Genomic DNA, 16202 nt, shown 5'->3' with positions numbered 1-16202 from the left:
GCGAGCGGCTGGAGCCGCTCGCCTTGGTGGGCCGACCCGCCGCACGCATCACGTTTGACATAAAATGACCAGCACCGCCAAAAATCTATTTGTTGTCTGGTCGCCTCAGTCATCCCTGAATAGATCAAGATCGATCGAATTGGTAATCAACCCCAATTGACCAATCACTCAGACGGCTAACTCTTTGGCTCATGTAGCGATACGGATGGCGGCGCAAAGTTCGGGGTGCAGTATCCAGTTCCCGGGCTTCTCTTCGTGTCCGGAATCACTGCAAAATCCAATCAGCGCAACTCCATCCAAACTCGTTGAAGGCACCTTGGAACCTGTCTCTGTAGACAAATATCCAGCAATCATTCGACCCGCGCTTGCTAGCGCTTTTTTGGCTGAGGCAGTGGATTTGTAACTGCCCGCATTCGCGACCCTCTCCTCTGTCAGCCCGTCCGCTTCCGCCAGCGATAACGCCATCAACATGGCGCCTTGCGATTTTGTCAGATTTACAGTGTTGAGGGCCTCCACGTATTCGTCGGATGTTGGTACCTGTGTCCCGGTGCTTGGATCTGTCCTTCGGTCCTCGCTCCTGCGGGTTTCACGCGCATCGATGACGCAATGCAAAGCGGCGATCGCGGCTTCTTCGGTCTTACCGGTTGCCTCGGCAATCAAACCACGGGCTTTCGTCGGCGGCTTTGGGAATGCCCGAGCCGTGTATACGCCCGCGACACAAGCGGACTTGATCTGATATCGGCCATATTCGCCCATGCGGATCGACATAGGGGCTTCTTTATCGGTGTACTTGGCCTTCGATTTCTTCGACATAGCCTTGAAGACGCCACGTCCCGCATCTGATCTGTTCGGCGCTGTGTAGTCTGGCATCGGCTGGCCTCCTGAGGATGGCAGGTCGCAGCGCCAGTGCAGCGCCAGTTCGGTGGTTACCGATCCGGGCAATGGAACTGCTGCGTTAGTCGGTGGAAGAAAACTAAGAAACAAATGGCCGTCGGGCGATGGGGCGCTCCAAATGAGCGCCCATTTGTAAAGATCAGGCAAGCGCGATGTTGGTTGCGCTTTCGCGGCCATCACGGCCGGCCTCGACGTCGAAGGTCACCTTCTGATCGTCGTTCAGGGTGGTCATGCCCGACTTCTCGAGTGCGGAGATGTGCAGAAATACATCTTTCCCACCTGTCTCAGGGGCAATAAAGCCAAATCCTTTGGTGGTGTTGAACCATTTCACTGTGCCATTGGCCATGTGAATTTTCCTTACTTTATCGCTGCCCACAACATGCGGCAGCCCGGCTTCTCACGACAGTGTCGAGCGCTGCGAGCCAGTGAAGGAAAACAGAGGGTCGAATGGAGGTCAGTAGCCCATAAAACGTGGTGGCTGCCGGGGAGGATTACAAGGTGCACTCAGTGCTTTGGCCAATGTTCCCTTTGCCAAGAGAGCATTGATCCACTATGGATCACAAGCTGCCGGATACCCTGGCAGCCAGAAAAGGAAAGCCAGAATGTCGTTTAACGACTTGGCGAAGAAAGAGGCCGCCGACAAAAAGGCCTCGCAAGAAAAAGATACGAAACCGCAGACTGCAACCAAACGACCTCCTGAAGCAAAGACCGAGCCGACCGACCCAAAAACGGGTTGAGAGGCTGAGCATTTAGGCTTTTCTTATCCAACGTAAGAGGATCGGCGTTACGAGCGTCGCGATAGGTTGCCGCCAACGATGATTTCATTGATCAGTTTGGCGGTCGCGGTATGCAATTTTCGCTCGGCCTCTGGGCCTTGGGCATTCTCGTGGAGCGCTGCCGCATCGCGGAGAATGCCGACAAATTCGCGTTCCGGCAGCAGATTGCGTTCATGCAGGGCAAGTAGGAGGGCTTCGCAAATCGACAAGGCTGCCATGCCTGCGGGGTCTCGTTGGTCTGACATCGGGCATTCCACTTTCGTTCGTTGTATAACGACCGGGTTGGGTCTTGATCGTCACAACCTCGCAAAGAGTTTGGTATCCCGTACTGATCGAAAGCAGTCTCGGCGCCGAATTCTTCCATGAGTACGCGCCGGTTCGGGAGGGACCGATAATGAACATCAAAGCCAGTCCACTCACCCAAAAGCTCTCCGCGTTTGTTGCACTGTCGGAGACTGAGCTGGCCGTTCTTGAGCGTTTGCATCAGCGGAGGAAATCTTTCGCTGCAGGTCGCGACTTGGTTCATCAGGGTCAATCCGAACAAGCTGCTTACATCTTGGCGGAGGGCTGGGTCGTTTCTTACAAGATCCAGGCTGACGGGTCGCGGCAGATTGTTGATTTCCAGATACCGGGGGATTTTCTGGGGCTGAGAAGCGTTCTTTTGCACACATCCGATCATGGCATTGAGCCAATCGTTGATATCGAAGCCGCAGAAGTTCTGGTGAGCGATCTTCTGCAAGCCTTCGCAGAAACGCCCCGGCTGGCTACGGCTATTCTCTGGGCCGTATCGCGGGATGAGGCGATGGTCGTCGAACATCTTGTTAGTCTAGGGAGGCGCGATGCTGATGCGCGCATGGCGCATTTCCTGCTGGAACTTGGCGTGAGACTATCGCTAGTCGGTAAGGGAAGCAGGGAAGGTTATGCTTGCCCGCTCACGCAATACCATCTGGCGGATGCGTTGGGGTTAAGCGCCATCCACGTCAACCGCGTCCTTCGCAAACTCCGCGAAGGCGGGCTCGTCACGTTTCAAGGCGGGCGTGTCACGTTCGATGACTACGAGGGGCTGGTTGCGTTGGCGGATTTCGATCCGGCCTATCTCGATCAGTCGAGGCCTCTCTTGCCGTAAAAAAGCCGCCCTAAGTTTGGGCGGCCCTGTCGTCTTTTCACAGGCATACCGACATTACATCAGTGCGCGGCTCGCTTGCTTGAGCTCGTTGTGGGCCTCTTCGTCGTTTTCGGCTTCATGGGCCTTTTCAGCGGCCTGATAGTGCTTCAGCGCTGCGACCTTTTTGGGGCCTTCGGGCGCCTTGTCCCAGACAGCCTTGACCGAGGCCATGTGTTTCACGGTCTGGTTTTCCGCAGTTTGGTTTTTTTCACTCATGGAATTGTCCTTTCATGGACGTTCCGAGAAATAAGAAGCGCGCCGACATGCCGACCTATTGGGGTTCGGCAAGCCCACACGCTTCTCAGGTACTCGGAAAAAATGCCCTACCAAATACTCGGCGGGTACATCTCTTCTAGCCGATATCAACGCCCCACCGCACTGACGCAGGTTAGTCCCGGCGCGTGCGGCAGGTTGAATGACACTGCGGCATTCAGGCCACCATGGTTTGCTGGTGGGAGATCCTCAGCCAAGTGCCGTCATCGTTGAGGTAGATTGAGGCGCAGAGTGCCTTGTAGATCGACACGTCGGCTTTCTCCGCCGAGACACGGTAGGTGAGAATGGCGATGTCATGACACCGAATCACGCGCCGTTCGGCCATGACGACAGAGCGCCAGCCGGTGCTCTGCTTTAGATGGGTCCAGATCTGGTCGCCCTGAAGGATGCCAGGCGGATAAGGGAATATCATAACGGCGTTGGTTGCTGTCGTCGCCCGCGCGTTGTCGGCACCACTGGTCCAGAAATGTTCCTCCATGTCCCAAAGAACGCCCTGTTCGCGTGGCGAAAGCGTCCCGGTCTTGTGCGCAGAATGACCCATCGGCGTCGATGTCTGAGTGGAAACGGTCATTCGCCAGACCCCGACCCGCCAACCATGAACATCTGAAACAGCACAAAAATAATTGTGGCTATTGCCCAGAATACCCCCATAGTGCCCAAGCGACTGTCGGCGACCGCTGAAGTTCCTTGCCCCAGGGTCTTTGACTTCGGGCTTTCGGGAAGTAGTTGGCTTAGTTCTCGTGCGACCCTGCCGTGTTCGCTTGCAAGCATCGGAACGTCTCGAAATTGAGAAAGCAATGCCTCCAACCTCGCGCGCGCCGCGTCGCGCCCCAGCGTGACCATGTCAGTGGTTTCTGTCCAGGGGTCCAGCCCGAGCCGCGCAAGCGTGGAGAGGAGCGTCACAACGGATCCGTTCCGGTCCTCGCCGACCGAAGCATGGAGAAATTGCTCATACTCAGGCGGGTGCGGGTTGAGAATATTGGATTCGGTCATTGCCATTCCATTCCTTGGTTACAGGACCGCAGATTGCCCTGTTTGCCCCGAAGGCTACGCGAAAGTTGACCCCAGTGCCCTTACACAGATCAGTGCTGACGGCTGTCCACAAAAGAGTTCGCAACCGATTCAGCGTCCGGGACTAACCTGCGTCAGCACCGGTCGAACGATCCTGACGTACAAAAAGAGAAATCGCTCGACTGATCAGGCCCCGGTTTCGAGGTGCCGCCAACAGTGGTGAGCGACGGATCTGCCAACATTGCGGAGACCAGAGATGACCATGCGGTCGACCAGATCGACGGTGACGTTTTCGAACCCGTTCACCTTGTCGGGATACCCGGGCGATTTACCCGCGGGCGACTACGAAGTTCTCATGGAGGAGGAGCTTCTCCAGGGGCTGAGCTTCGAGGCCTACCGACGGACGGCGACCTACCTGACGGTGCGCGGCAGGGGCAATCATGCCGGACGTACCGAGTTGCGCGCGATTTCCGAAAACGACCTGAAAGAGGCGCTGAGCCGGGATCAGGCCGCGAGCGAGGCGAAGATAGATCACAGCGATGCGGCGCTTTCTCCGCAGGAGGACTTGAAATGAAAACTCCCGAATGGCTCAAACCCGGTATCTATGGTGCCGTGATCGGCGCTGTCTTTGTCGGTGTCGTCGGATTCACGTGGGGCGGCTGGGTGACCGGCGGCACTTCGAATGACCGGGCGGTGGCGATGTCCCGAAACGATGTCGTCGCCTCAATGGTACCGGTCTGCCTCGACATGGCGCGCTCCGACCCGGCACGGGCGGCCACGCTGGCCACGATCCGGGCCGCCTCGACCTACCAGAGGCGCGACGCACTAATGGCGGCAGGCTGGGCGACCATGCCGGGAACCGATGCCCCTGACCGAGACATCGCGCAGGCTTGTTTGGCAGCCCTTGATGTCGATGCATCACCGGAGCGCGCGGAACGCGCGGTCGATGAAGGGTGAACCGCGCCATGCCGATAGCGTCACCCGAGACAACCGATCTCGAACGGCGTGTGCTCGCCCATGAAAAGGTGCTTCAGGCCCTGATCGCCTACATGGCCCGCACCGAGCCACGTTTCATCGACCACCTGCGAGAACGGTTCGTCGAACCGATGCGCATGGCCCGGCACGAACACGACCACCGCGAAACCGACGACTACGCGGAAGAATTCATTCGCGCTGTGATGCTCCTCGGAGAAGCGCGCGCGCCCAAAGTGAAGGAGCCGGACGTGACCGACAAGAATCCCGAGCCGCCGAGAAGCAGAGGAGAGCAGGGTTCTTCCACGGGCCGGCCGGTGCAGCGAAGTGGAGTTCAGGTCCGCGAAAGAAATGGCATCTGGGAGGTGCGGGTCAATGGCAAGTTCCGCGGCGACTACCACCAGAAGGAACATGCTCTTGCCGCTGCGGCTTTGCACAAGTTGTCCCAGCGATGACCGGTAGCACTCATCCGATAGTCCCGCAGGACTTCTCGATCCAGGTGGCCGAAAACGAAGGCATGCCGCCGGGACCAGGTTTCAATGGCTCCTCGCCACCAATCGCGCCCATCCGACGGGTCACCGGAACGCTGACGCTTGGGCTGACGAAGACACGCGCGGCGACCGACGGACTCCGGTTTGCAAAGGAAGTGCCAATGAGACGCCACGGAGAACCAACGACACGCCCGTTTTCAAGGCTGATCGTGAGGATGGTAGCCGTGGCCGGTGTGTTCGCGTCCTTCGCTTTCCCTGCGTTTGCGCAGGATGCGCCTATGCCTGCCAACGCCACCGCCAGAAGCTATGGCGAGGAATGGGAATGTGATCGTGGATACCGGCGTGACGTCGATACCTGCCTTGCCATCATCGTTCCGGAGAACGCCTATGCCACCAACCGAACCTATGGCGCAGGCTGGGAGTGCTTACATGGGTTTCAGGAGGTCGATGACGCGACTTGTCTTGAGGTCGTCGTGCCCGACGGCGGATATCTCGACCCGTCGGGACAGAGATGGAACTGCATTCGTGGCTATACGAAGGTCGACGACATTTGCCTCGAAGTCGTTGTGCCGGACAATGCGTATCTGTCGGCTGACTCCTATGGCGCCGCTTGGCTTTGCAACCGTGGTTACCAGGTCGAAGGCGACACATGCGTCGCAATCGTGGTCCCGGAGAACGCCTTTCTGAATGGGTCCGGATACGGGCAGCCTTGGACATGTGAGCGGGGCTATTTCGAACGCGATGACACCTGTGAAGCTGTTGTCGTCCCGGAGAACGCATATTTCTACGATGCAAGAAGCTATGGCTCAGGCTGGAAGTGTAATCGCGGCTTTGCAGAGTCCGACGACGGCTGCACAGAGATTGAACTCCCTGACAATGCGCATCTCGACAGATCGGGAAACCGGTGGGAGTGCCATCGGAATTTCCAGCGCTCGCAAGGGCGTTGCGTCCTGAACGACTAACGCGCGCAATCCAAATTTGAAACGCGGCTACCGGCACGAACGCTTCAAACGACCGGCCCCGGATAAGCCCGCCCGGTAAAGGAATGACCATGGAATCTGATATTGCAAAAAACCCGATGGCAAGGCTGTCCACGATGGGCCCTCAAGCCCCACCTGACGTATCCGCATCCCGTCGATCTCGCGGCAAAAAAGCTATAACAATGGGGGTGCCCACAGCGATGGTCTATTGTGAAGGGAACTTCGGGCAGATTGACGGGAAAACCGCAAACGGTCTTGTTCGTCACAGCCAAGCCTATCGCGTTCTTTCGGTCATCGACAGCAAACTTGAAGGACACGACAGCGGTCAGGTGCTGGAAAATGTTAGCAACGGCATACCCATCGTTGAAGATCTTGAGGCTGCGGTGACGCGTGAAGTGCATATCCCCGACACTTTGATCTATGGCATGGCCCCCTCTACGGGTAGGATGTCACCTGCAGATCGAGAGGTAGTGCTGGATGCAATCGCACTCGGCATGAACATCGTCAGCGGCCTGCACGAATACCTCAGTGATGATCCCGAGATTTCGAGCGCTGCTTACGCGGCCAACGTGACGATCCGCGATATCCGCAAACCCCGGCCAAGCAAGGACATGCGTCTGTTTGACGGAAGTGTGTCCGAGGTGAAGGCAATTCGCATTGCCGTATTGGGAACAGATTGTGCAATCGGCAAGCGGACGACTGCGACTATTCTGGCCAGGGAACTGAACGCACGCGGTATCAAGACTATCCTCGTCGGCACTGGCCAGACAGGGCTTATGCAGGGCGCAAAATACGGGATCGCCATGGACGCGGTGCCACCCCAGTTTTGCTGCGGGGAGCTTGAACGCCTAATCGTCGCGGCGTCTCACGGCGATGATCCGGATGTCATCCTGATCGAAGGACAAGGCGCGCTCAGCCATCCGGCCTTTTGCACCTCGGCATTCATTCTGCGCGGCAGCCAGCCGCACGGTGTTGTTCTTCAACATGCGCCCAAGCGGGCCCACCGCTGCGACTTTCCCGCCATGCCAATGCCCGGGCTGAAAAGCGAAATCGCCCTCATCGAAGCTTTTGCTGACACACGGGTGATTGGTATCACACTGAATCACGAAGCGATGACGGGCACCGAAGTCATTCGTGCAATTGACAGTCTTTCACGCGACTTCGGCATTCCGGTAACGGACGCGCTGGCCCGGCCTGAAGTGCACCTGAGCGACATGGTCTTGGCCGCGTTTCCGCAGTTACGGCCCGTGCCTCTTGTGGCCGCGGAATGACCTCGCCGCGGGTGGAAATTGATCTGGGCAAGATCCAGGCAAACGCGCGATGTCTCGTCCGTCGTCTTGGTGCCCGTGGGCTCTCGGTCACCGGTGTGACCAAGGCAGTGTGCGGGCATCCTGACGTAGCCGGGGCGATGCTGGACGGCGGCGTTGTCGGTCTGGCCGACGCACGCATCAAGAACGTCGTTCGGATGCGGATGGAAGGGATCAAATGCCCGATCTCTATGATCCGCGCTCCGCTGGTGAGCGAAATGGAAGACGTCGTCCGGTATTGTGACGCGAGCTACAACACAGAGATGGACACAATCCTGAAGCTTGGCGCAGCAGCGAAGCAACAAGGCACGTCGCACGGTGTCATCCTGATGGTCGAAATGGGAGATATGCGCGAAGGCGTCATGCCCGAGAACCTCAATGACTTCGCCGCTCGGGTCATCGCAACACCCGGTGTTGCTCTCAGAGGCATCGCTGCAAACTTTGCCTGCATGGGCAACGCGGCACCGTCGGCCTGTGACATGGCCATGCTCTCGCGACTGGCAACTCAGGTCGAAGGTGCCTTCGGACATCATGTCGAGCTTGTTTCAGGAGGTGGCTCGGCCAATTTGCCATGGGCGCTTGGCGAAGGTTCAACCGGGCGCGTCAACAACCTCCGCCTCGGCGAGGCGATCCTGTTGGGCACCGACCCCGTAACAGGGCATCCGATCTCTGGACTTCATACGGACGCGTTTACCCTTTTTGCCGAGGTGATCGAAAGTAGGGACAAACCAAGCGCAAGACCACTTGCGTCAATTGCTCCGGAGCTTGGGATGCTCAAATTGGTTCCGAGTGATGACCTCCGAGCCCGAACGATCCTTGCTGTCGGGCAACAGGACACCGACACAAGCGGTCTTACGTTTCCCTCAGGAATCACGTTTATCGGCGCGACAAGCGACCACATCGTTGTCGACACAGCCAATTCCGCCGTGTCCGTTGGCTCCGAGATGAAAATGGGCATGAACCACAGCGCCCTCATGCGAGCGATGAGGGCCCCAGATGTCGCCAAGGTTGTTCACGGCAAGCAAAGGATTAACGGAAGTGCCAAGGACCGCGAGACCCACCCCTTCCTGACCCTGGTATAACGTCCAGATGATCCCAGCGGGGCCTACGACGGTCTTGTGCCGCCGACTTAACCGACACCGCGCCATAGTAAAGTGGCCGGTCAATACACATATACAAATAAGCCGCGTTCGAGAATTCGAGCCTGATCAAGGCCCGGAAATTCCGGCGGAACACCCAAAAAGGATGAAGAACATGTATTTCAAACTCCTGACGACCAAGGTCGGTGCCATACTGAAATCCAAACCTGCAGAACCGTCGAAAAAAGAACCGCCATTCAAGGCGCCGGGCACTGCTGCAAATGCGGGTTCTCCCGGGCAGAAGAAAACCTGAAGAATGCACCGGAAGCGGCTGGTTTTGCTCCATGTCGCGGAAAACTGCTCAATTGAAAGGATCAAACGCAATGGACGATCAAACAGCCAAGACCGTCGTGGTTTTTGACCGGCCTTTCAAACTTCCCGGCTTTGACGAAACGCTTCCAGCCGGTGAATATGATATCGAGACGGAACTCGCTTCGCCTCCTGGTCACAAGGACCCGGAAGCCTGGAGGGCTTCGGTTGTGGTCCAACTGCACCCACGCCTGTCCCATCCGGGATTGACGCGGAGCCTGTCAGTGTCGCTGGCCGATCTCGACCATGCCCGCGCGAAAGACAAACTGTCCGGAAAGGACCTCTCACAGGTCTTTCTCGAAGAAATGCTGGCCGATCCGATGGTGCAACTCGTCATGCAGGCAGACGGGGTGTCGGAGGCGCAATTGCGCCATCTCTACTCGGGATCGCGGACGGCACAGACAGACAAGGATGTCCTCGATACCAAGACCGAAACCGGAACCGAACAGGAGCGTTTGCGGGACCGTTCGGAAATTCACGACGCCGAAAACGAAGGGATGCCATGCCGACCGCGCATGTCATCCGTTTCCGATTGACGTTGAAAGCGTAATTTCAGGGGTCAAATGAACGCGAGGATCTGATGCGATCAAAGTTAGAAGACGCCCTGATGGATCATCCCATCCGCGCGATCGGCGATGTGCCGAAGCCGCGGTTCTGCCTGCGGTGTAATACTTCGTTTTGGAGCGAAGGATTCGGCCAGCGTATCTGTGCAAGGTGCAAAGGCACGACTGCATGGCGCGCGGCTGTGCCGGAAGGCGTCAGCCAGGGTCGGCGTCGTTCTGGCGGTCGGTCTGCTTAGGTCTGCCGCATGCCGACGATCACGATCGCACGCACGACAGCTATCGCTATCGCACCGCCATGGTCCTTGGACCGCACAGGCTGAAGGTGCGTCCTTGTGAAACGCGGGACCTTACATTGACGAATTTCGATCTTGAAAGCGCTCCGACCACCCGCATCGACTGGTCCCGCACAACCGTCGTCCTCACGGCGCTAGATTGGTCTGTCTTTCCAATCGGGGCTTCAGCGACTTCCCGCCCGTTCTTTTTCGTGTCCATGCATGGTACCGCAAAGGTACGGTCTTGATGCGACCCTCAAAAGAGGCAGGCAATGACGGCTTCGGTGACGTGCGCTGTTGCGCAGCAATATCTCTTAGGCGAGTGCGAACTGATTCTGCGTCAGCAGTAGCCGCGTGAGCAAAAGGCGGCTAAGTCCCGCACCGCTATCATTCGTAGGACGTGTTTTGGATGGCCGCAAAGCGCCGTTCGCGGCGTACTGCACATGCGAGAGGATACCAGGAGGCGGACGACCGCAAAGGGCTCAAACTGCCAGTCGGTGCGAGCCGCAGAGAATGTCGGCAGCGAGCCCATATTGTCGATTGCTGCGCGGTGTAATAATGACGACTTTCTCCACAGAACGGCCATTGTATTAGGCATACAATGGCCAATCGAGATTTTTTCCGCGCAGCGGAACCGGTTTCAGTTTTCGCGGTCAGTCATGAACCGTATCTGCAATCTGAAGAAAGGCGAAGGGCGGCATTCTGTTCAGCTCCCGCGCGACGTCCATGTTCACGACAATGGCAAAGTCGGCGGCGCGAACGATCGGCAAGTCGCCAGGACTTTCGCCGTCGCGCAGTATCCTCAGGGCCTGTTGCGCGGCAAGCCGTCCAACATCCTTGAGGTGCGCTGCCACGGAGATCAGCGCATCGCTTTTGCGCACGAGGTGCTCGTATGGGCTCACCACCGCCATGTCGCGAACAATTGCGCCACGCGTGAACGCGTCTGCGTTCCTTTGCAGGAACGAACTCGAGCCGATATAGATCCAGCGAACACCCGCTTCTTTCAGTCGGTCCAGCCAAGCTGGCAGGTCCTCTGGCTCCGGGCGCGCGCCGTTCTGGGACATGTCGACCGCGACCAGATTGAAGCCCATAGTCCGGGACAGGTCCACCAATTCATCATGCTTGATCACCGAGTTCGCCTCGTCCGAATTGTACAGGAGGCCCAGCGTATCAAAGCTGTCGTCATAGGTCTTGATGACCTGGATGTTCAGGGCTTCCTCCGGCCGGTTGAACGTGCCGGCCACGTTGGCACGACCGGTGCCATCGAAATCAACGGCGATACCTGCGCTGAAGGGATTTGCGACATTCGTAAACACGACGGGGATCTCGCCGATAAATCCGTCGTCCCCGAGATCGTCAAAGGTGCCGACGACACCGAGTGTCGCGTTCGTGCCGTTCGTCAGGATCAGGTCTGCCTCAAGCTCACGGGCTTCGGCGACCAGGCCCGGCAGGCGAGACTTGTCCAGTTCATAGTCGCGCCAGACGATCTCGACATCAAAGCCGCTTTCCTCGACCTCGGCCTGAAAGCCCTCGCAGATGGGATCGCACATGTCGAAGGTAATGGCGAAAATCCTCTTCGTCTCTGCGATTGACGGAGACACAGAAAATGCCATGAGCACGGATACCGCCATCAAGACGTTCAAGCTGCGCATCGGCCTCTCCCCTTCTTGAAGCTATGGGTGAGACAAGGTGAAAAGCCCAGGCATGTCAAGCAAAGCGGATTCGCTACGATGTCACCTGTCACGCCCATGGATCCTATCAGGGTGCGGTGAAGAAATGGAGGCTTGGTCGGAGTTTGCGATCAGGCCGATAATCGGGTCTCGGCGGGATTTTCGCGACTCTCGTGACCGTTGGCTTGCTAAGGCAGTCCGGGTCCACCGACAGGCCACTGCCAATCGCCCGTGATCAGTGCTGAACCGTCTCGGCTATCTGCAGGAAGGCGAAGGGCGGGATTTTGTCGAGTTTCCGGGCGACGTCCATATTGACGACATATGCGAAATCGGTCGCGCTTAGGATCGGGAGGTCCCTCGGGGCGATGCCGTCGCGCAGGATGGTCAGCGCCTGTCGCGCGGCGAGGCGGCCCACATCCTCTTCCCGTGCCGCGATCGACAGAAGCGCGCTGTCGTTGCGCACGAGAACCTCGTAGGGACTGACGATTGCGATGCCATTCTCGACCGCAGACTCTGTGAACAGTGTTCCGTTCTGACGAAGGAACGAAGATGAGGTAAAGCCATTCGACACCGGCTGCGGCCAGTTCGGCCATCCGCGCAGGGATCTGCGCGGGATCTGGCGGCCCCGAGACACCTGGCTGGACCTCGAGCGCAATCAATTCCACGCCAAGTGTCGGGGCGAGCGCGGCAAGTTCGTCGCGCTTGATGACCGAGTTCTCTTCGTTGCTGTTGTAAAGAAGGCCGAGCCGGTCGAACTTGACGTCGTAACTGCGCACGACCTCAATGTTCACGGCCTCGGGAACGCGATTGAAGGTGCCCGCAACATTTTCGCGCCCGCTACGTGCGAAGCTTTCGGCGATACCGGTGCCGAATGGGTCGGCCACCTGAGTGAAGACAACCGGAATATCGGATAGGAACCGCGGGTCGCCGAAATCCTCCAACCGTCCGATCGTTCCCAGCGTTGCACTAGTCCCATGCGTAATGACGAGATCCACCTTGTTGGCCCGTGCCTCTTCAAGCAGCGCCGGCAGGCGCGAAATGTCCTGCTGAAGATCGCGGACGTCCAATTCGACATCATAGCCGCTTTGCGCCAATTCCGATTGTACGCCGTGGCACAGTTCATCGCACCCGTAGTAGAATACCCCGAGAATGACTTTCGTATCTGCCCACGCCGGGACAGAGAAGGAAACATGAAGACAAAAGACCATAGCAAGTTTTGAAACGACAGTTTTCATCGGGTACTTCAGTCGGATCAACAAGAACAGTCACCGGTCAGACCGCTGCGATGTCAAGAAATTCATGCCGCCCATGACGGCGAAAAGGGCACCTCCGGCCATCGTCCACACCGCGATTGCCAGCGTCGCGGCAGCGTGCCCCGTTGCTCCCGAGAGCCAAGCCACAAGGATGAGGCCGACAACACTGCCAAGGCGTTCACCGGTGCGCAGGGCGCCAAGGACGGTTGCAGGTCCGAGCCCGGTGACTTTCGCCTCCGAGAGGCTCAGGGCAAGGGAAACCTGGGTTCCCCGCACCAGCGCGCCGCCCGCGCCGGTGCCGATCATGGCAAGCGCCATGGTCAGCTGGGACGGCGCCGCGGCAATGGGAAGCAAGGAGATTCCGGCAAGGGCCGCTCCGAGGATACAAAGAACCGTGCCGGGCATCCGCAACAGGCCTTCCAGGCGCCCTGCAAGCGGGCTGACTGCCATGACCGTGACGAAGTAGAGCATGAGAATCCGGCCGATTTCGGCTGCCGACGCTCCCTGCGCGTTCAGGGTGAGCGCGGCGAGGTAGGAGACAAAGGCCTGCAAGACCACTGCCCCAGGGATGGCAATTCCGAAAATCAGGGCGGCGAGATGCCCATCAGCCAGAACACGCCATTTCGCGCCTCGGGTCGGTGTGGCGGCCTCTTCCATGTCTATCCGGCCGATGTCGGGCGCAATCAATTTCCAGCTCAGCAGGGCGGATGCCGCAATCAAGGCGGCACTGACCAGAAAGACATTCGATGGCCCCAGTCGGTCGGCCAACACGCCACCCAGCGCCACTCCGGAAAACACGCCGCCAAAGAGGACGAGGCTGAAGATGCCAAGCATTCGATCCCGGTCTGCCTTGGTTGCGACGCTCAGAACATAGTCCTGTGCGGCAAGGGTCACGAGCGCGTAACCGAAACCGGTAACCGCGCGCCAGAGGATGATCTCCTGAGCCGTGCTGGCCGCGAACAGGCCGATATGCGCGGCCAGCGTCGGGATTGCCGCGGCGAAAAAGAGCCCCCTGACCCCGAAGCGCTCGACCAGCACGCGCGCATAGGGCGACATGATCACGATGGCCAACAGGTAACCGGCAAGCGGCAACGAGATCAGGACGGATTGGTTCAGCCATGGCCAAAGATTGTCCGCCGCGCGGGTATAGATCGGCAAAAAAGCCAGCGGTAATTCGTCCGCCGCTGCAAACAGAAAGAGCGCAAGCCGAATGTCGGAAAAGGACGATGTCTCCAGCAGCTTTGGTCCGCCCGGAGAGAGACCGAACCGCCCGCCGACGGACTGGAGAGCGGCGCGGCCCGGTGCGGTGGCGGTCTCGACAGCCTTGGCAAAGGCCCCGTGCAGTGTCTCGGCTCGGTTCGAGACACTGCTCAGGATTGCCTGAACCGAATCCTGTCCGACGACAGCGACCCGCCGAGAGAAATCGCCCGCCGCCTGCATGGCGCTCAGCCTTTGCAGCCGCGCCAATCCGCCTGTCAGAGTGCGTCCGGTGAGCAGCAGCATCACCTCCCACGCAAGCAGGACCGTCACCAGCAGGATCACCGTTTCGTCAAGCAAGACGTCCCGGAACCGTTGCGCGATCAGGCGCGGGTCTATGTCGATGACAACATAGGCGATCTCTTTGCCGTCATGCAGGATCGGATGGCTCCGCACGCCGCGCCGCTCTCTCGGCGGCGCGAGATAGGGGTCGATGCGCTCGCCTGCCTCAATCACGATCCGCCCGGTTGCGATGGCGATGTAGGCCACTTCCGGCAGCCGCTTGAGCATGTCGCCAAAGAACTGGTCCGCCCCGACGATCTCATCGAGGCCTATTCCGCTGTCGAGAGCGTGCTGGACGTTCTCGCTGACGACGGTACCGATCAGGTCGGTTCGCGCAGCGAGTTCAGGCTCGACCGATCTGGTGACGGCACGCATAAGCACCGTGCCCAGCATCATGGCCGAGGCAATGAGCAAGACAATCGTGATCGGCAGAACCTGCGCAAGTATCAGGGTTTTCAACCGGCCAGTTCGCTCCGGTGAAACCTCTTCGGTCTGAGCGGACGGGGACTGGGAAGAGAACGGCCGGCCCTCCGCAGAGGCGGCAATGGCCCGCTGCGCCTCGTCATAGGCCGCCTCGGCGTCGTGCAGGCTCCGCGCCAGACGCGAGAACTCTGCGTCGAGAGCCCCATGTTCTGGCGATCTGTCCGGCGGCACGGCGGACGCAACAGCTTTTCCATGGCTGTAGGTACTCAAAAGCTCCGCCAGTCTGCGCCGCGGTCGGTCGAGAACCAGATAGATCAGAATGAAAGCGAGAGTGGATGTTCCGATCAGGATCACAAGTGCGCTGCGCAACGTGATACGTACAATGTCGTGCGACGCAGTTTCCAGGAGCTCATGCGGATATTCCACGATAACGGCCCCCAATACCGGCCCGTCTTGCGCTCGGCGAATGGAAAAGCCGCTATAAAGCGTGTCCGCGGTCTCGTGCCCCCAGAAGTCGCCGTCCGCAAGCCGCATGGCTGTCAGCACATCCTGTGGCAGTGTTGTGGGTTTCGTTCCCGTGGTATGGGCGACGATGCCACTGGGGTTTATCGCGTGCACCGCCACGATCTTGGGATCAATGTACATGCCACGGGCCACGATGCTGTCGCCATCCCGTAGCATCGATATCGGCAGGCCAAGGTCGAGAACTGGTCGGAACGTCTCTGCCGTCGTCTGGGCTATGACGGCGATGCGCTGGCGCAGCAGTTGGGAGTAGAGCGCGTTGTGCTGCAGGACAATTAGGACAGAGAGCACTGCAAGCGCGATTCCAATCACCAAGGTGGTGACGATCCAACTTCGAAATCGCATTGGCGCCCTTCTGAAGGTTCCGGGGGCGGATCAAACAGCGCAATCTGCCCGTGACAAATCCAAGGATGGCCGATTGAACCAATCATATCAAGGACGCATACGTAAGGACATCTCACGCATGCTCCAGGCCCACGAGCCACGAGGTGCCGCGATGATTTATCAGACTTCGAATGGAGTTCGAGGATCAGTGCGCCCGAGCTTTGCGTCCCGACCAATCCAACACAAATTGCGCCTTGGTAAAAGTTAACCAGAGCCGGAAAGTAGGAATTGGTGCAAAACGCAGTTCACTCCGTTTTTC

The 16202-nt window shown here is 58.6% G+C and carries 19 protein-coding genes; 10 read left to right on the top strand and 9 right to left on the bottom strand.

The features are described 5' to 3' along the window. Positions 1 to 189: 189 nt before the first annotated feature. Both AC2FNB_RS13855 and AC2FNB_RS13850 read right to left on the bottom strand, forming a co-directional pair. The gene (locus AC2FNB_RS13855) at positions 190 to 1071 is read right to left on the bottom strand and encodes a hypothetical protein (RefSeq protein ID WP_496747220.1); all 882 of its coding nucleotides are present in this window, start codon (positions 1069 to 1071) and stop codon (positions 190 to 192) included. Next, complete coding sequence (locus AC2FNB_RS13850) at positions 1034 to 1240, bottom strand: cold-shock protein (RefSeq protein ID WP_224825428.1); 207 nt, start codon at positions 1238 to 1240, stop codon at positions 1034 to 1036. The genes AC2FNB_RS13855 and AC2FNB_RS13850 overlap by 38 nt, the downstream gene beginning before the upstream one ends. Positions 1241 to 1496: 256 nt before the next feature. On the opposite strand from AC2FNB_RS13850, the gene AC2FNB_RS13845 reads away from it, so the two are divergent. Further along, a complete protein-coding gene (locus AC2FNB_RS13845) occupies positions 1497 to 1631 on the top strand; it encodes a hypothetical protein (RefSeq protein ID WP_496747218.1) in 135 nt (44 codons plus the stop codon). A 47-nt stretch (positions 1632 to 1678) separates the two neighbouring features. On the opposite strand, the gene AC2FNB_RS13840 is transcribed toward AC2FNB_RS13845, so the two are convergent. After that, entirely contained in the window at positions 1679 to 1915 is a 237-nt protein-coding gene (locus tag AC2FNB_RS13840; RefSeq protein WP_480748556.1) for a hypothetical protein, read from the bottom strand. A 149-nt stretch (positions 1916 to 2064) separates the two neighbouring features. Between AC2FNB_RS13840 and AC2FNB_RS13835 the strand changes: the two genes are divergently transcribed. Further along, entirely contained in the window at positions 2065 to 2796 is a 732-nt protein-coding gene (locus AC2FNB_RS13835; protein ID WP_480748555.1) for a Crp/Fnr family transcriptional regulator, read from the top strand. Between the two features lie 54 nt (positions 2797 to 2850). On the opposite strand, the gene AC2FNB_RS13830 is transcribed toward AC2FNB_RS13835, so the two are convergent. The 3 genes from AC2FNB_RS13830 to AC2FNB_RS13820 all read right to left on the bottom strand — a co-directional run bounded on the left by AC2FNB_RS13830 (position 2851) and on the right by AC2FNB_RS13820 (position 4101). Continuing rightward, a complete protein-coding gene (locus AC2FNB_RS13830; protein ID WP_480748554.1) occupies positions 2851 to 3051 on the bottom strand; it encodes a hypothetical protein in 201 nt (66 codons plus the stop codon). A gap of 214 nt (positions 3052 to 3265) precedes the next feature. Continuing rightward, entirely contained in the window at positions 3266 to 3679 is a 414-nt protein-coding gene (locus AC2FNB_RS13825) for a hypothetical protein (RefSeq protein WP_496747214.1), read from the bottom strand. Further along, entirely contained in the window at positions 3676 to 4101 is a 426-nt protein-coding gene (locus AC2FNB_RS13820; RefSeq protein ID WP_480748552.1) for a hypothetical protein, read from the bottom strand. Before AC2FNB_RS13820 ends, AC2FNB_RS13825 begins: the two co-directional genes overlap by 4 nt. Before the next feature lie 274 nt (positions 4102 to 4375). Here AC2FNB_RS13820 and AC2FNB_RS13815 point away from each other — a divergent pair, with 274 nt between their 5' ends. The 8 genes from AC2FNB_RS13815 to AC2FNB_RS13780 all read left to right on the top strand — a co-directional run bounded on the left by AC2FNB_RS13815 (position 4376) and on the right by AC2FNB_RS13780 (position 9853). Beyond that, positions 4376 to 4693, top strand: coding sequence for a hypothetical protein (locus AC2FNB_RS13815; protein ID WP_496747212.1), 318 nt, complete (start codon positions 4376 to 4378; stop codon positions 4691 to 4693). Beyond that, complete coding sequence (locus AC2FNB_RS13810) at positions 4690 to 5076, top strand: hypothetical protein (protein ID WP_496747211.1); 387 nt, start codon at positions 4690 to 4692, stop codon at positions 5074 to 5076. The genes AC2FNB_RS13815 and AC2FNB_RS13810 overlap by 4 nt, the downstream gene beginning before the upstream one ends. Positions 5077 to 5084: 8 nt before the next feature. After that, entirely contained in the window at positions 5085 to 5546 is a 462-nt protein-coding gene (locus AC2FNB_RS13805) for a hypothetical protein (protein WP_480748549.1), read from the top strand. 197 nt (positions 5547 to 5743) lie between these two features. Then, the gene (locus AC2FNB_RS13800) at positions 5744 to 6544 is read left to right on the top strand and encodes a hypothetical protein (protein WP_496747205.1); all 801 of its coding nucleotides are present in this window, start codon (positions 5744 to 5746) and stop codon (positions 6542 to 6544) included. A gap of 200 nt (positions 6545 to 6744) precedes the next feature. Beyond that, positions 6745 to 7833 (top strand): N-acetyltransferase DgcN family protein, encoded by a 1089-nt coding sequence (locus tag AC2FNB_RS13795; protein WP_496747203.1) that lies wholly within the window; start codon positions 6745 to 6747, stop codon positions 7831 to 7833. Next, on the top strand, positions 7830 to 8951 hold the full coding sequence (locus AC2FNB_RS13790; RefSeq protein WP_496747201.1) for an alanine/ornithine racemase family PLP-dependent enzyme: 1122 nt from the start codon (positions 7830 to 7832) through the stop codon (positions 8949 to 8951). Before AC2FNB_RS13795 ends, AC2FNB_RS13790 begins: the two co-directional genes overlap by 4 nt. A 172-nt stretch (positions 8952 to 9123) precedes the next feature. Continuing rightward, positions 9124 to 9261, top strand: coding sequence for a hypothetical protein (locus AC2FNB_RS13785; RefSeq protein ID WP_480748545.1), 138 nt, complete (start codon positions 9124 to 9126; stop codon positions 9259 to 9261). Positions 9262 to 9331: 70 nt separating this feature from the next. Further along, positions 9332 to 9853: a hypothetical protein gene (locus tag AC2FNB_RS13780; RefSeq protein ID WP_496747199.1), complete on the top strand. Its 522-nt coding sequence runs from the start codon at positions 9332 to 9334 to the stop codon at positions 9851 to 9853. A gap of 952 nt (positions 9854 to 10805) precedes the next feature. Here AC2FNB_RS13780 and AC2FNB_RS13775 read toward each other — a convergent pair. From AC2FNB_RS13775 to AC2FNB_RS13765, 3 genes are all read right to left on the bottom strand, one after another. Further along, entirely contained in the window at positions 10806 to 11804 is a 999-nt protein-coding gene (locus AC2FNB_RS13775) for an ABC transporter substrate-binding protein (RefSeq protein WP_496747197.1), read from the bottom strand. Positions 11805 to 12010: 206 nt separating this feature from the next. Beyond that, entirely contained in the window at positions 12011 to 13057 is a 1047-nt protein-coding gene (locus AC2FNB_RS13770; protein WP_496747196.1) for an ABC transporter substrate binding protein, read from the bottom strand. Between the two features lie 30 nt (positions 13058 to 13087). Beyond that, complete coding sequence (locus AC2FNB_RS13765; protein WP_496747194.1) at positions 13088 to 15904, bottom strand: MFS transporter; 2817 nt, start codon at positions 15902 to 15904, stop codon at positions 13088 to 13090. Between the last annotated feature and the right edge of the window lie 298 nt (positions 15905 to 16202).

Source organism: Ruegeria sp. BHSB058 (assembly GCF_059613285.1).
The sequence above is the reverse complement of the archived record's forward strand: the minus strand, read 5'-3'. Positions and strand labels throughout refer to the sequence as shown.

Excerpts from the sequence above, each read along its gene's own strand:
- AC2FNB_RS13795 (WP_496747203.1), top strand. The coding sequence starts at position 6,745 with ATGGGGGTGCCCACAGCGATGGTCTATTGTGAAGGGAACTTCGGGCAG.
- AC2FNB_RS13810 (WP_496747211.1), top strand. The coding sequence starts at position 4,690 with ATGAAAACTCCCGAATGGCTCAAACCCGGTATCTATGGTGCCGTGATC.
- AC2FNB_RS13775 (WP_496747197.1), bottom strand. The coding sequence starts at position 11,804 with ATGCGCAGCTTGAACGTCTTGATGGCGGTATCCGTGCTCATGGCATTT.
- AC2FNB_RS13850 (WP_224825428.1), bottom strand. The coding sequence starts at position 1,240 with ATGGCCAATGGCACAGTGAAATGGTTCAACACCACCAAAGGATTTGGC.
- AC2FNB_RS13790 (WP_496747201.1), top strand. The coding sequence starts at position 7,830 with ATGACCTCGCCGCGGGTGGAAATTGATCTGGGCAAGATCCAGGCAAAC.
- AC2FNB_RS13845 (WP_496747218.1), top strand. The coding sequence starts at position 1,497 with ATGTCGTTTAACGACTTGGCGAAGAAAGAGGCCGCCGACAAAAAGGCC.
- AC2FNB_RS13820 (WP_480748552.1), bottom strand. The coding sequence starts at position 4,101 with ATGACCGAATCCAATATTCTCAACCCGCACCCGCCTGAGTATGAGCAA.
- AC2FNB_RS13770 (WP_496747196.1), bottom strand. The coding sequence starts at position 13,057 with ATGAAAACTGTCGTTTCAAAACTTGCTATGGTCTTTTGTCTTCATGTT.
- AC2FNB_RS13830 (WP_480748554.1), bottom strand. The coding sequence starts at position 3,051 with ATGAGTGAAAAAAACCAAACTGCGGAAAACCAGACCGTGAAACACATG.
- AC2FNB_RS13825 (WP_496747214.1), bottom strand. The coding sequence starts at position 3,679 with ATGACCGTTTCCACTCAGACATCGACGCCGATGGGTCATTCTGCGCAC.
- AC2FNB_RS13835 (WP_480748555.1), top strand. The coding sequence starts at position 2,065 with ATGAACATCAAAGCCAGTCCACTCACCCAAAAGCTCTCCGCGTTTGTT.
- AC2FNB_RS13805 (WP_480748549.1), top strand. The coding sequence starts at position 5,085 with ATGCCGATAGCGTCACCCGAGACAACCGATCTCGAACGGCGTGTGCTC.
- AC2FNB_RS13815 (WP_496747212.1), top strand. The coding sequence starts at position 4,376 with ATGACCATGCGGTCGACCAGATCGACGGTGACGTTTTCGAACCCGTTC.
- AC2FNB_RS13855 (WP_496747220.1), bottom strand. The coding sequence starts at position 1,071 with ATGGCCGCGAAAGCGCAACCAACATCGCGCTTGCCTGATCTTTACAAA.
- AC2FNB_RS13785 (WP_480748545.1), top strand. The coding sequence starts at position 9,124 with ATGTATTTCAAACTCCTGACGACCAAGGTCGGTGCCATACTGAAATCC.
- AC2FNB_RS13765 (WP_496747194.1), bottom strand. The coding sequence starts at position 15,904 with ATGCGATTTCGAAGTTGGATCGTCACCACCTTGGTGATTGGAATCGCG.
- AC2FNB_RS13840 (WP_480748556.1), bottom strand. The coding sequence starts at position 1,915 with ATGTCAGACCAACGAGACCCCGCAGGCATGGCAGCCTTGTCGATTTGC.
- AC2FNB_RS13800 (WP_496747205.1), top strand. The coding sequence starts at position 5,744 with ATGAGACGCCACGGAGAACCAACGACACGCCCGTTTTCAAGGCTGATC.
- AC2FNB_RS13780 (WP_496747199.1), top strand. The coding sequence starts at position 9,332 with ATGGACGATCAAACAGCCAAGACCGTCGTGGTTTTTGACCGGCCTTTC.